Raw genomic sequence first — 11,788 nt, forward strand, 5'->3', positions numbered from 1 at the left:
TTTTTACACTACGCCTGCACGCAGGAGATCATGCATATGTAACACACCGAGTAAACGGTCGCCATCAGCAACCATCACCGAGGTAATATGGCGGGATTGCATTAAATTCAGAGCGTCCACGGCAAGAATGCCCGGACGCACGCGAATGCCCCCGGGGGTCATCACGTCGGCAATCCCCAACTGGCGAACGTCAACGCCCATATCAAAGACGCGGCGTAAGTCACCATCCGTGAAGATGCCGTCGATCTTCATGGTGTCATCGCAAATGACGGTCATGCCGAGATTTTTACGCGTAATCTCAAGTAACGCATCGCGCAGGCTGGCGTTTTTATTCACATGCGGGATCTCGTCGCCCGTATGCATAATATCGTTAACGCGCAGCAAAAGCTTACGCCCCAGTGCGCCACCGGGGTGCGACAACGCAAAATCTTCCGCAGTAAAGCCGCGGGCTTTCAATAATGCCACGGCGAGCGCATCGCCCATCACCAGCGTCGCGGTTGTGCTGCTGGTCGGCGCCAGACCTAATGGGCAGGCTTCCTTGGGTACTTTAACACACAGATGCACATCTGCTGCACGCGCCATGCTGCTTTCCGGACGACCGGTCATGCAGATAAGCGGGACGTGAAGGCGTTTGAGCACCGGAATTAATGCGGCAATCTCATTGGATTCACCGGAATTAGAAATGGCGATCACCACGTCCTGCGGCGATACCATGCCCAGATCGCCGTGTGCGGCTTCACCAGGATGTACGAAAAAGGACGGCGTACCGGTACTGGCAAACGTGGCGGCCATTTTGCGCCCGATATGCCCGGATTTCCCCATTCCCATCACCACAACTTTACCCGCGCAGTTGACGATTTTCTCACAGGCGAGGGTAAAGTTCAGGTCGATGTACTGATCAAGCTCCGCCAGGCCTTCACGTTCAATAGCCAGGACTTCCTTGCCAGCTTGCTGAAAGTCAAAACCCGGTTGCAACTCTAAGTGCGACATAATGCGTTTCCAGTTATCCAACGAGAAGTGGCGATACCCAATACAGCATCGCCAGCCATATGATAAAACCGCCGGTCAGCAGTGCACCCGCGCCGCGACCAATCTGGCGCGGACGTCGCCAGCAGAGTAATGCAAAAATAACACTTACCAGTAGCATCACACTGTAGTCACGGACGAAGGCCATCGGATTGACCTCGCCCGGTGTGATCAGTGCGGGGAGTCCGAGAACGATAACAATATTAAAAATGTTGGCCCCGATGATGTTGCCGACAGCAATATCATTTTCACCCTTACGCAGGCCCGCGATAGCCGTTGCCAGCTCTGGCAGGCTGGTGCCAATCGCCACCACCGTTAATCCGATGGTGAGTTCGCTCATGGCAAAGTAATTCGCCAGTACGGTGGCGTTATCGACCACCATTCGCGTTGCCATTGGCATAATAATCAGCGCAATGCCCAGCCACAGAAAGGCGACAGGTAGTCCCCCTTCGCGCGGCAGTTCTGCCACTTGCTCCCGGGTCAGGCTGTCATTGCCTTCCCGTTCCGCCAACCGCGCGATTTTAACAATGAATAGCAGCCATAGCACGGCCAGAAGCAGAAGAAAAAAACCATCGCTGCGGCTTAGTTCCCCGTCGTACAGCACGGATGCGGCCAGAATACTGACCAGCAACATTAGCGGTAATTCGCGACGCAGAACATCAGAATGCACGGTAAAAGGGTGAATCAGCGCTGACAGGCCTAAAATCAGGAGAATATTGGTGATGTTTGAGCCGAGCGCGGTGCCGACGGCTAAATCGAGCTGCCCATTCATAGAGGCGGCAACGGAGACAATAATTTCAGGTAACGATGTGCCTATGCTGACGACGGTCATCCCAATGATGATGGGGGGAATGCCGAAGGTGCGGCATAAAATAGAGGCGGCAAATACCAGACGGTCGGCACCGTAGACCACCAGAAGTAAACCAATTATTAACAGCGCCGTCGCTAAAAGCATCTAAAGTCCTTTCTTCAGGTATACTCGCCGGTCCACGTGAAGGATCTTCTGGAAGCCGTAACGAAGTCTTAATTTTGACTTTATGCGGCTAAAAAGTAAAACAAATGCCAGCTTTCGCTAACCAGAGCGGGTAATAATCTGTAAATATGTTGGGTTCATGGCTAAATTGAGCGCCAAACTCTTCGATCAACGAGGCAATAGTAAAGGATGAATCAATGGGTCAGTCTGTGGCGAATCTAGTCGATATGCACGATGTCAGCTTTTCCCGAGGCGACCGCTGCATTTTTGATAATATTTCCCTGACGGTGCCGCGCGGCAAGATAACGGCGATCATGGGGCCATCAGGCATCGGCAAAACGACGCTGTTGCGTCTGATTGGCGGACAAATTCCCCCGGATAAGGGTGAGATCCTGTTTGATGGCGAGAACGTCCCGGCCATGTCTCGTTCGCGGTTATACACCGTGCGTAAACGTATGAGTATGCTGTTTCAATCGGGTGCGCTGTTTACCGATATGAACGTGTTCGACAACGTCGCTTATCCGCTACGTGAGCATACGACGCTACCCGCGCCGTTGCTGAAAAGCACGGTGATGATGAAGCTTGAGGCCGTTGGCCTGCGCGGTGCAGCAAAATTAATGCCTTCTGAATTATCTGGTGGGATGGCGCGACGTGCCGCACTTGCACGTGCCATTGCGCTGGAGCCAGACCTGATCATGTTTGATGAGCCGTTTGTCGGTCAGGACCCCATCACCATGGGCGTGCTGGTGAAGCTGATCTCTGAACTGAACAGCACGCTGGGCGTCACCTGTGTGGTGGTGTCTCATGATGTGCCGGAGGTTCTGAGTATTGCGGATTACGCCTATATAATGGCGGATAAAAAAATTGTGGCCTACGGTAGTGCTCAGGCACTGCAAGAAAATGCCGATCCGCGTGTACGTCAGTTCCTCGATGGCATTGCTGATGGGCCGGTTCCGTTCCGCTACCCGGCGGGTGATTACCACTCCGATTTACTTAAAACAGGGAGTTAAGCCATCCATGTTGTTAAATGCGCTGGCCTCACTCGGACATCGAGGGATTAAAACCCTCAGAACGTTCGGGCGTGCCGGATTAATGTTGTTCAATGCGGTAGTCGGCAAGCCGGAGTTTCGCAAACATGCGCCGCTTCTGATCCGTCAGCTCTATAATGTCGGCGTCTTATCGATGCTGATTATTATCGTTTCTGGCGTGTTCATCGGTATGGTGTTGGGGCTGCAGGGATACCTGGTTCTGACCACCTACAGTGCGGAAACCAGTCTTGGTATGCTGGTGGCGCTTTCGCTGCTGCGTGAACTGGGACCGGTTGTGGCGGCGCTGCTGTTCGCCGGGCGAGCCGGGTCGGCCTTAACCGCAGAAATTGGTCTGATGCGGGCAACCGAGCAGCTTTCCAGTATGGAAATGATGGCGGTTGATCCCCTGCGTCGGGTGATATCCCCACGCTTTTGGGCGGGGGTGATTTCACTGCCGCTGCTGACGATTATTTTTGTCGCGGTAGGTATCTGGGGCGGTTCACTGGTCGGCGTAAGCTGGAAAGGTATTGATGCAGGCTTTTTCTGGTCTGCGATGCAAAATGCCGTCGACTGGCGCCTGGACCTGGTCAACTGTTTAATTAAGAGCGTGGTGTTCGCCATTACGGTCACATGGATTGCATTGTTCAATGGTTATGATGCAATCCCGACCTCTGCCGGGATTAGCCGGGCAACGACACGTACCGTTGTGCACGCCTCTCTTGCCGTTCTGGGGCTGGATTTTGTGCTGACCGCACTGATGTTTGGGAATTGAGTTCATGCAAACGAAAAAAAATGAAATTTGGGTCGGGTTATTCCTGTTGGTTGCGCTGCTGGCGGCGCTGTTCGTCTGCCTGAAAGCAGCTAACGTCACCTCTATGCGTACTGAGCCGACCTACACGATTTATGCGACCTTTGATAACATTGGCGGCTTGAGAGAACGCTCTCCGGTGCGGATTGGCGGGGTAGTTGTTGGACGCGTGTCGGACATTTCGTTGGATCCGAAATCGTACCTGCCGCGTGTGACGCTGGAGATTGAATCGCGCTTTAACCAGATTCCAGATACCAGTTCGCTGAGTATCCGCACTTCCGGTCTGCTGGGTGAGCAATATCTGGCATTGAACGTCGGTTTTGAGGATCCTGAACTGGGAACCGCTATTCTCAAGGATGGTGATACGATCCAGGACACCAAATCGGCGATGGTGCTGGAAGATATGATTGGTCAGTTCCTTTACAACAGTAACAGTAAAGGCGATGACAATAAGAATTCTGGCGATGCGCCGACTGCGGCTCAGGGTAATAATGAAGCCACCACGCCTGCGGGCGCGACGAAATAATCTCAGGAGAATCGACATATGTTTAAACGATTGATGATGGTGGCTATGCTGGTCATTGCTCCACTTAGCGCAGCAACGGCAGCGGATCAAGCCAACCCTTACAAACAGATGGATGAGGCGGCGCAGAAAACCTTCGACCGTCTGAAGAACGAACAGCCGAAAATCCGTTCTAACCCGGATTACCTGCGTGATATCGTCGATCAGGAGCTGTTGCCGTACGTGCAGGTGAAATATGCCGGCGCGCTGGTGCTGGGTCGTTATTACAAAGAAGCGACGCCTGCACAACGTGACGCGTATTTTGCTGCGTTTCGTGAGTACCTGAAACAGGCCTACGGCCAGGCGCTGGCGATGTACCATGGCCAGACTTATCAGATTGCCCCGGAACAACCGCTGGGTGACGCGACCATCGTGCCGATCCGTGTCACCATTATCGATCCGAATGGCCGTCCTCCGGTACGTCTGGATTTCCAGTGGCGTAAAAACTCCCAGACCGGTCACTGGCAGGCGTATGACATGATCGCCGAAGGCGTCAGCATGATCACCACCAAACAAAATGAGTGGAGTGACCTGCTGCGGACCAAAGGTATTGATGGCCTGACGGCGCAGCTGAAATCTATTTCTCAGCAGAAAATCACGCTGGAAGAGAAAAAATAATGACGCAGTCACTCGCCTGGGCGCGTGAAGGTGACAAGTTGTTGCTGGTGGGGGAACTGGATCAGGACGTGTTAAACCCATTATGGGATGCGCGTGTTGAAGCGATGAAAGGGGTTACCTGCATCGATCTGAGCCAGGTTTCCCGGGTTGATACCGGTGGGCTGGCACTGTTGGTCCATCTTATTGACCAGGGCAAGAGGCAGGGGAACCGTGTTGTACTCAGCGGTGTGAACGATAAGGTTTATACGCTGGCAAAGCTTTACAATCTGCCTGACGATGTCCTTCCGCGTTAATTTTTTGTAGGCCGGATAAGGTCTTGTGCCGCCATCCGGCAAACCCCCTGAGGGGGTAGCAGCCACCAAAGCCTTGTCTGATTTATCGGCGAGGCTTTTTGCTTATTTATGACAGCGCAACTTTGCTCTAAGATGTTGGGCTGTTTTCACTATCTGACGAATGAAGAGCCCATGGAAAATAATGAAATTCAGAGCGTGCTGATGAACGCACTCTCCCTCCAGGAAGTCCACGTCTCTGGCGATGGCAGTCACTTTCAGGTTATTGCCGTGGGTGAGATGTTTGACGGCATGAGCCGGGTCAAGAAGCAGCAATCGGTCTATGGCCCATTGATGGAGTACATTGCGGACAACCGCATTCATGCCGTGTCGATCAAAGCATTTACCCCAGCGGAATGGGCACGCGATCGCAAACTTAACGGTTTTTGAGCTACGGGTGATGCGCCGGTAGCGAATATGAATTCTTAACAGAGAACAGAATAATGGATAAGTTTCGTGTACAGGGGCCGACTAAGCTCCAGGGCGAAGTCACAATTTCAGGCGCTAAAAACGCCGCACTGCCAATCCTGTTTGCGGCATTGCTGGCAGAAGAACCTGTCGAAATCCAAAACGTCCCGAAACTGAAGGACGTTGACACCTCGATGAAGCTGCTGAGTCAGCTGGGCGCAAAGGTTGAACGTAACGGTTCCGTGCACATTGATGCTCGTGACGTTAACGTCTTCTGCGCGCCATACGACCTGGTAAAAACCATGCGCGCGTCCATCTGGGCGCTGGGTCCGCTGGTGGCTCGCTTTGGTCAGGGCCAAGTATCACTGCCGGGCGGCTGCACGATTGGCGCGCGTCCGGTTGACCTGCACATTACCGGTCTGGAGCAGTTAGGGGCGACCATCAAGCTGGAAGAAGGCTATGTGAAGGCGTCCGTTGATGGCCGTCTGAAAGGCGCGCACATCGTGATGGATAAAGTGAGCGTCGGCGCGACGGTCACTATCATGTGTGCGGCTACGCTTGCCGAAGGTACGACCATCATCGAGAACGCCGCGCGCGAGCCGGAAATCGTTGATACCGCGAACTTCCTGATTGCACTGGGTGCGAAGATCACCGGTCAGGGCACCGATCGTATCACCATCGAGGGCGTTGAGCGTCTCGGTGGCGGCGTGTATCGCGTTCTGCCAGACCGTATTGAAACCGGGACGTTCCTGGTGGCAGCGGCGATTTCTCGCGGCAAAATCATCTGCCATAACGCACAACCGGACACGCTGGATGCCGTTCTGGCGAAACTGCGTGATGCAGGTGCGGATATTGAAGTCGGGGCCGACTGGATTAGCCTCGACATGCACGGCAAGCGTCCGAAAGCGGTCAATGTGCGCACTGCTCCGCATCCGGCGTTCCCGACTGACATGCAGGCACAGTTCACGCTGCTGAATCTGGTGGCAGAAGGCACCGGTTTCATCACGGAGACCGTGTTTGAAAACCGCTTCATGCACGTGCCTGAACTTAGCCGTATGGGCGCTCACGCAGAGATTGAAAGCAATACCGTGATTTGTCACGGCGTTGAAACGCTCTCCGGCGCGCAGGTGATGGCAACGGATCTGCGTGCGTCAGCAAGCCTGGTACTGGCAGGCTGTATTGCAGAAGGCACCACTGTAGTTGATCGCATTTATCACATCGATCGTGGCTATGAGCGCATCGAAGATAAGCTGCGTGCGCTGGGCGCAAATATCGAGCGCGTGAAAGGCGAGTAATAGCCAACGTGTCTAGTGACCCCTTGGTTTTTGCTCAGGGGTCACTGTTCAGCACTTCACTCGAGGGGCATTTTCTCTTTACGCACTCTCATCATCCGTGTTCTGTCGATGAATTCATGCGTCTTTGCGTCGTGATATCGTGACGGCCAAATTACCCAGGGTTCCGTGCCTAGCGCTTTCGCGATAATGACTTCTCCTTTTGGCCATGGACGAGTTAACGCATTTGCCAGCGTTGATGAACTCAACCCATTTCTCCGCGACTCTGCGGCCATTGAGGTCCCTTTCTTGCGCAGTCCTGCGATGATATCAGCTGGATGCCAGTCAATGAGTTTGCTTTCCATACGTCCCTTTCTCCTTTGGTTCACCACTTATGGTTTAACAATTAGCCAGTAGTGACACTATACTCGCGGAGAACGAATGTTCTAAAATGTTCGTGTAAAGGGTTTGTATATTCAGAATAAATCAAGATTTTTTCTAGTGTTATGTAAAATTGTTGTGTTTATTGGAATTTACTGGAATGTAAAAAAAATCCCGTGCAGTGCACGGGATGATGTTATACGAAGAAAGGTGAGGAAAGGATTAACGGTCGCGCTGTACGGCGATATGTGCCAGGCCAATCAGGGCTTCTTTCCATTGCGTTTCAGGGAGTACCTGAAGCGCGGCGATGGCCTTGTCGGCCTCTTCTTCTGCACGCTGGCGGGTCCATTCCAGCGAGCCGCAGGCGTTCATGGCCTCCAGAACCGGCTCCAGAAGATGACGCCCGTTTCCTTGCTCGATAGCCTGACGAATCATTTGCGCCTGTTCTGGGGTACCGTGGCGCATCGCATGCAGCAGCGGCAGCGTCGGTTTCCCTTCGTTGAGATCGTCGCCCACGTTTTTACCCAGTTGCTCGCCGTCTGCGCTGTAATCGAGTAAGTCGTCGATTAACTGGAAAGCTGTGCCAAGATAGCGGCCATAATCCTGCAAGCCTTTCTCTTGTTCTTCGCTGCAGCCGGCAAGAATACCAGAGCACTGTGCTGCCGCTTCAAACAGGCGCGCTGTCTTGCTGTAGATGACGCGCATGTAGTTTTCTTCGGTAATGTCAGGGTCGTTGACGTTCATCAATTGCAGAACTTCACCCTCAGCAATGACGTTCACTGCCTTAGACATCACTTCCAGCACTTTCAGTGAGCCAAGGCTGGTCATCATCTGAAAGGCGCGGGTATAGATAAAATCGCCGACCAGTACGCTGGCTGCATTACCAAACGCTGCGTTTGCCGTTGCTTTCCCACGGCGCATGTCGGATTCATCCACCACATCGTCATGAAGCAGGGTTGCGGTGTGGATAAACTCGATTAGGGCCGCGATCGTAACGTGGGCGTTTTCCTGATAGCCAACGGCGCGAGCAGCAAGTACGGCGATCATTGGGCGAATGCGTTTTCCGCCGCCGCTGATGATGTAGTACCCCAACTGATTGATCAGCTGGACGTCGGAATTGAGCTGTTCAAGGATTGTCGCATTGACACCCGCCATATCTTGCGCGGTTAACTCATTGATTTTTTCTAAATTCATCGCAAAAGCCGGGCTTCTCGCCCCGATTACCTCACTGTATGGCAAGGTAACTACGGGTTTAGGGTTAGAAATATATGCTGATTGTACTGAAAAAACGCCACAGATAAACGTTACCATACACGTTGTGTTTTTTTTCTGCATGTATTGACGGTAGCACTTGTCAAAGGCTCGCGTTTTGCGTAATATTCGCGCCCTATTGTGAATATTTATAGCGCACTCTGAATCATCAAAAAGGTGTGCGCGGAAGCGGAGTTTTTTATGTACGCGGTTTTCCAAAGTGGTGGTAAACAACACCGAGTAAGCGAAGGTCAGACCGTTCGCCTGGAAAAGCTGGACATCGCAACTGGCGAATCTGTTGAATTCGCAGAAGTTCTGATGATCGCAAACGGTGAAGAAGTCAAAATCGGCGTTCCTTTCGTTGATGGCGGCGTTATCAAAGCTGAAGTTGTTGCTCACGGTCGTGGCGAGAAAGTTAAAATTGTTAAGTTTCGTCGTCGTAAACACTACCGTAAGCAGCAGGGCCATCGTCAGTGGTTCACTGATGTGAAAATCACTGGCATCAGCGCTTAAGTTAAGAGGAGCAGATTAAATGGCACATAAAAAGGCTGGCGGCTCGACTCGTAACGGTCGCGATTCAGAAGCTAAACGTCTGGGCGTAAAACGCTTTGGCGGCGAAACAGTTCTGGCAGGTAGCATCATCGTTCGTCAACGTGGTACTCAGTTCCACGCTGGCTCTAACGTAGGCTGCGGCAAAGACCACACTCTGTTTGCTAAAGCAGACGGTAAAGTGAAATTCGAAGTGAAAGGCCCGAAAAACCGTCGTTTCATCAGCATTGTTGCTGAATAAGTTTTTCGCGTCCCGGTAACGGATGAAAGCCCCGCAACGTGTTGCGGGGCTTTTTACATTCGATGGCCGGTAAATATGCTCGTCTCGCCGTGACAACCCGGAAACGAGCTCTTGCAGGGAATACGGCATGAAGCAGCAGGCAGGTATTGGTATTCTTTTAGCGCTGACGACGGCAGTCTGTTGGGGCGCTTTACCAATAGCGATGAAGCAAGTGCTGGAGGTGATGGAGCCTCCTACGGTAGTGTTCTACCGTTTTTTAATGGCAAGTATTGGCCTTGGGGCGATTCTTGCGGTTAAAAAAAAGCTCCCGCCATTGCGTATTTTTCGCAAAGCGCGTTGGTTGGTACTGTTGGCAATCGCCACCGGTGGGCTGTTTGGTAACTTCATTCTGTTTAGTTCATCTTTGCAATATTTGAGCCCAACGACTTCGCAGGTTATCGGACAATTGTCACCGGTTGGCATGATGGTCGCCAGCGTCTTTATCCTGAAGGAAAAGATGCGCGGTACGCAGATTATTGGCGCCATAATGCTGCTGAGTGGACTGGTGATGTTTTTTAATACCAGTCTGATCGAGATTTTTACCAAACTCACTGATTACACTTGGGGTGTGATCTTTGGTGTGGGTGCGGCGACGGTCTGGGTGAGCTATGGGGTTGCGCAAAAGGTGTTATTGCGTCGCCTGGCATCACAGCAGATTCTGTTTTTACTGTACACTTTATGTACGCTCGCGTTGTTGCCGCTGGCTAAACCCGGTGTGATAACGCAGCTCAGCGACTGGCAGCTGGCTTGCCTGATATTCTGCGGCCTGAATACGCTGGTAGGATACGGCGCACTTGCGGAAGCAATGGCGCGCTGGCAGGCGGCTCAGGTGAGCGCCATTATTACGCTCACACCGCTGTTTACGTTATTATTTTCAGATTTATTATCACTGGCCTGGCCCGATTTCTTCGCCAGACCGATGCTAAACCTTTTAGGTTATCTCGGTGCGTTTATCGTGGTTGCGGGCGCGATGTATTCCGCCATTGGTCATCGTATTTGGGGCGGTTTACGTAAGCATGAAACGGTGGTTTCGCAACCCCGCTCAGGCGAATGATTTACGGAGAGTAAAATGAAGTTTGTTGATGAAGCATCGATTCTGGTCGTTGCAGGTGATGGCGGTAATGGTTGCGTCAGCTTCCGCCGCGAAAAGTACATCCCGAGAGGCGGTCCGGACGGCGGTGATGGTGGTGATGGTGGTGACGTCTGGCTGGAAGCCGACGAAAACCTGAACACGCTGATCGATTACCGCTTCGAAAAATCGTTCCGTGCGGAACGTGGTCAGAATGGCGCGAGCCGTGATTGCACCGGTAAGCGTGGTAAAGACGTTACGATTAAAGTGCCTGTCGGTACGCGTGTGATCGATCAGGGCACTGGCGAAACCATGGGCGACATGACCAAGCACGGTCAGCGTCTGATGGTCGCTAAAGGCGGCTGGCACGGTCTGGGTAACACCCGTTTCAAATCCTCGGTCAACCGTACTCCACGTCAGAAAACAATGGGTACGCCGGGCGATAAACGCGATCTGATGCTGGAGCTGATGCTGTTAGCGGATGTCGGTATGCTGGGTATGCCAAACGCCGGTAAATCAACGTTTATCCGTGCGGTCTCTGCAGCGAAACCGAAAGTGGCGGATTATCCGTTCACCACGCTGGTGCCGAGTCTGGGCGTTGTGCGTATGGACAACGAAAAGAGCTTTGTGGTTGCTGACATCCCGGGTCTGATTGAAGGCGCTGCGGAAGGCGCGGGTCTGGGGATCCGATTCCTGAAGCACCTGGAGCGTTGCCGCGTCCTGCTGCACCTCATCGATATCGATCCGATTGACGGTTCAGATCCGGTAGAAAACGCCCGTATTATTATTGGCGAACTGGAGAAATACAGTCAGGATCTGGCCTCCAAGCCGCGTTGGTTAGTGTTCAACAAAATTGATTTGATGGACAAAGACGAAGCGGAAGAGAAAGCGAAAGCGATCGCTGAAGCGCTGGGCTGGGAAGGTAAATATTACCTGATCTCTGCTGCCAGTCAGTTGGGCGTGAAGGATCTTTGCTGGGATGTGATGACGTTTATCATTGAGAACCCAATTGTTCAGGCTGAAGAAGCGAAGCAGCCAGAGAAAGTGGAGTTCATGTGGGACGATTATCACCGTCAGCAGCTCGCTGAAGTCGAAGACGAAGCGGAAGATGACTGGGATGAAGATTGGGACGAAGACGACGAAGAAGGCGTTGAGTTCATCTACAAGCGTTAATCCTGGTGCCGGATGGCGACGCGATTGCGTCTTATCCGGCCAACAATATCAACGGGCCGCAA

15 protein-coding genes are annotated in these 11,788 nt (G+C 52.6%); 11 read left to right on the forward strand and 4 right to left on the reverse strand.

The genetic code is table 11. The features are described 5' to 3' along the window. Nucleotides 1–3 precede the first annotated feature (3 nt). Together kdsD and IB214_RS02480 are read right to left on the reverse strand one after the other, a co-directional pair. Nucleotides 4–990, reverse strand: coding sequence for an arabinose-5-phosphate isomerase KdsD (kdsD, locus tag IB214_RS02475; RefSeq protein WP_096755505.1), 987 nt, complete (start codon nucleotides 988–990; stop codon nucleotides 4–6). 13 nt (nucleotides 991–1,003) lie between these two features. Then, nucleotides 1,004–1,981: a calcium/sodium antiporter gene (locus IB214_RS02480; RefSeq protein ID WP_096755506.1), complete on the reverse strand. Its 978-nt coding sequence runs from the start codon at nucleotides 1,979–1,981 to the stop codon at nucleotides 1,004–1,006. A 215-nt stretch (nucleotides 1,982–2,196) separates the two neighbouring features. On the opposite strand from IB214_RS02480, the gene mlaF reads away from it, so the two are divergent. The 7 genes from mlaF to murA all read left to right on the forward strand — a co-directional run bounded on the left by mlaF (nucleotide 2,197) and on the right by murA (nucleotide 7,047). Continuing rightward, nucleotides 2,197–3,009, forward strand: a complete 813-nt coding sequence (gene mlaF, locus IB214_RS02485; protein WP_115257381.1) for a phospholipid ABC transporter ATP-binding protein MlaF — start codon at nucleotides 2,197–2,199, stop codon at nucleotides 3,007–3,009. Between the two features lie 7 nt (nucleotides 3,010–3,016). Then, the gene (gene mlaE / locus IB214_RS02490; RefSeq protein ID WP_045448070.1) at nucleotides 3,017–3,799 is read left to right on the forward strand and encodes a lipid asymmetry maintenance ABC transporter permease subunit MlaE; all 783 of its coding nucleotides are present in this window, start codon (nucleotides 3,017–3,019) and stop codon (nucleotides 3,797–3,799) included. 4 nt (nucleotides 3,800–3,803) lie between these two features. After that, a complete protein-coding gene (mlaD, locus tag IB214_RS02495; RefSeq protein WP_115259895.1) occupies nucleotides 3,804–4,361 on the forward strand; it encodes an outer membrane lipid asymmetry maintenance protein MlaD in 558 nt (185 codons plus the stop codon). Between the two features lie 18 nt (nucleotides 4,362–4,379). After that, a complete protein-coding gene (gene mlaC / locus IB214_RS02500; protein ID WP_115257382.1) occupies nucleotides 4,380–5,015 on the forward strand; it encodes a phospholipid-binding protein MlaC in 636 nt (211 codons plus the stop codon). Further along, the gene (gene mlaB / locus IB214_RS02505) at nucleotides 5,015–5,308 is read left to right on the forward strand and encodes a lipid asymmetry maintenance protein MlaB (protein WP_096755509.1); all 294 of its coding nucleotides are present in this window, start codon (nucleotides 5,015–5,017) and stop codon (nucleotides 5,306–5,308) included. Before mlaC ends, mlaB begins: the two co-directional genes overlap by 1 nt. A gap of 171 nt (nucleotides 5,309–5,479) precedes the next feature. Further along, nucleotides 5,480–5,734: a BolA family iron metabolism protein IbaG gene (gene ibaG, locus IB214_RS02510; RefSeq protein WP_005121314.1), complete on the forward strand. Its 255-nt coding sequence runs from the start codon at nucleotides 5,480–5,482 to the stop codon at nucleotides 5,732–5,734. Nucleotides 5,735–5,787: 53 nt separating this feature from the next. Continuing rightward, nucleotides 5,788–7,047 carry a UDP-N-acetylglucosamine 1-carboxyvinyltransferase gene (murA, locus tag IB214_RS02515; protein ID WP_096755510.1) on the forward strand — a complete coding sequence of 420 codons (1,260 nt, stop codon included), beginning with the start codon at nucleotides 5,788–5,790 and terminating at the stop codon, nucleotides 7,045–7,047. Nucleotides 7,048–7,103: 56 nt separating this feature from the next. Here murA and sfsB read toward each other — a convergent pair whose 3' ends face one another. Continuing rightward, complete coding sequence (sfsB, locus tag IB214_RS02520) at nucleotides 7,104–7,388, reverse strand: DNA-binding transcriptional regulator SfsB (protein WP_115257384.1); 285 nt, start codon at nucleotides 7,386–7,388, stop codon at nucleotides 7,104–7,106. 238 nt (nucleotides 7,389–7,626) lie between these two features. Then, the gene (gene ispB, locus IB214_RS02525) at nucleotides 7,627–8,598 is read right to left on the reverse strand and encodes an octaprenyl diphosphate synthase (protein WP_115257385.1); all 972 of its coding nucleotides are present in this window, start codon (nucleotides 8,596–8,598) and stop codon (nucleotides 7,627–7,629) included. Between the two features lie 258 nt (nucleotides 8,599–8,856). Between ispB and rplU the strand changes: the two genes are divergently transcribed. The 4 genes from rplU (at nucleotide 8,857) to cgtA (ending at nucleotide 11,726) form a co-directional block, all read left to right on the forward strand. After that, nucleotides 8,857–9,168 carry a 50S ribosomal protein L21 gene (rplU, locus tag IB214_RS02530; protein WP_003025032.1) on the forward strand — a complete coding sequence of 104 codons (312 nt, stop codon included), beginning with the start codon at nucleotides 8,857–8,859 and terminating at the stop codon, nucleotides 9,166–9,168. A 19-nt stretch (nucleotides 9,169–9,187) separates the two neighbouring features. Further along, entirely contained in the window at nucleotides 9,188–9,445 is a 258-nt protein-coding gene (gene rpmA, locus IB214_RS02535; RefSeq protein ID WP_096755516.1) for a 50S ribosomal protein L27, read from the forward strand. A gap of 127 nt (nucleotides 9,446–9,572) precedes the next feature. Continuing rightward, nucleotides 9,573–10,538: a DMT family transporter gene (locus IB214_RS02540; protein WP_096755517.1), complete on the forward strand. Its 966-nt coding sequence runs from the start codon at nucleotides 9,573–9,575 to the stop codon at nucleotides 10,536–10,538. A 15-nt stretch (nucleotides 10,539–10,553) separates the two neighbouring features. After that, nucleotides 10,554–11,726, forward strand: a complete 1,173-nt coding sequence (gene cgtA / locus IB214_RS02545; protein ID WP_096755518.1) for an Obg family GTPase CgtA — start codon at nucleotides 10,554–10,556, stop codon at nucleotides 11,724–11,726. Nucleotides 11,727–11,788: the final 62 nt, after the last annotated feature.

It is taken from the genome of Citrobacter sp. C1 (genome assembly GCF_014596895.2).
In the GTDB taxonomy this organism is placed as follows: Bacteria; Pseudomonadota; Gammaproteobacteria; order Enterobacterales; family Enterobacteriaceae; genus Citrobacter; species Citrobacter gillenii.

Coding starts and splice junctions, on each gene's coding strand:
- kdsD (WP_096755505.1), bottom strand. CDS start 990: ATGTCGCACTTAGAGTTGCAACCGGGTTTTGACTTTCAGCAAGCTGGC.
- IB214_RS02480 (WP_096755506.1), bottom strand. CDS start 1,981: ATGCTTTTAGCGACGGCGCTGTTAATAATTGGTTTACTTCTGGTGGTC.
- mlaF (WP_115257381.1), top strand. CDS start 2,197: ATGGGTCAGTCTGTGGCGAATCTAGTCGATATGCACGATGTCAGCTTT.
- mlaE (WP_045448070.1), top strand. CDS start 3,017: ATGTTGTTAAATGCGCTGGCCTCACTCGGACATCGAGGGATTAAAACC.
- mlaD (WP_115259895.1), top strand. CDS start 3,804: ATGCAAACGAAAAAAAATGAAATTTGGGTCGGGTTATTCCTGTTGGTT.
- mlaC (WP_115257382.1), top strand. CDS start 4,380: ATGTTTAAACGATTGATGATGGTGGCTATGCTGGTCATTGCTCCACTT.
- mlaB (WP_096755509.1), top strand. CDS start 5,015: ATGACGCAGTCACTCGCCTGGGCGCGTGAAGGTGACAAGTTGTTGCTG.
- ibaG (WP_005121314.1), top strand. CDS start 5,480: ATGGAAAATAATGAAATTCAGAGCGTGCTGATGAACGCACTCTCCCTC.
- murA (WP_096755510.1), top strand. CDS start 5,788: ATGGATAAGTTTCGTGTACAGGGGCCGACTAAGCTCCAGGGCGAAGTC.
- sfsB (WP_115257384.1), bottom strand. CDS start 7,388: ATGGAAAGCAAACTCATTGACTGGCATCCAGCTGATATCATCGCAGGA.
- ispB (WP_115257385.1), bottom strand. CDS start 8,598: ATGAATTTAGAAAAAATCAATGAGTTAACCGCGCAAGATATGGCGGGT.
- rplU (WP_003025032.1), top strand. CDS start 8,857: ATGTACGCGGTTTTCCAAAGTGGTGGTAAACAACACCGAGTAAGCGAA.
- rpmA (WP_096755516.1), top strand. CDS start 9,188: ATGGCACATAAAAAGGCTGGCGGCTCGACTCGTAACGGTCGCGATTCA.
- IB214_RS02540 (WP_096755517.1), top strand. CDS start 9,573: ATGAAGCAGCAGGCAGGTATTGGTATTCTTTTAGCGCTGACGACGGCA.
- cgtA (WP_096755518.1), top strand. CDS start 10,554: ATGAAGTTTGTTGATGAAGCATCGATTCTGGTCGTTGCAGGTGATGGC.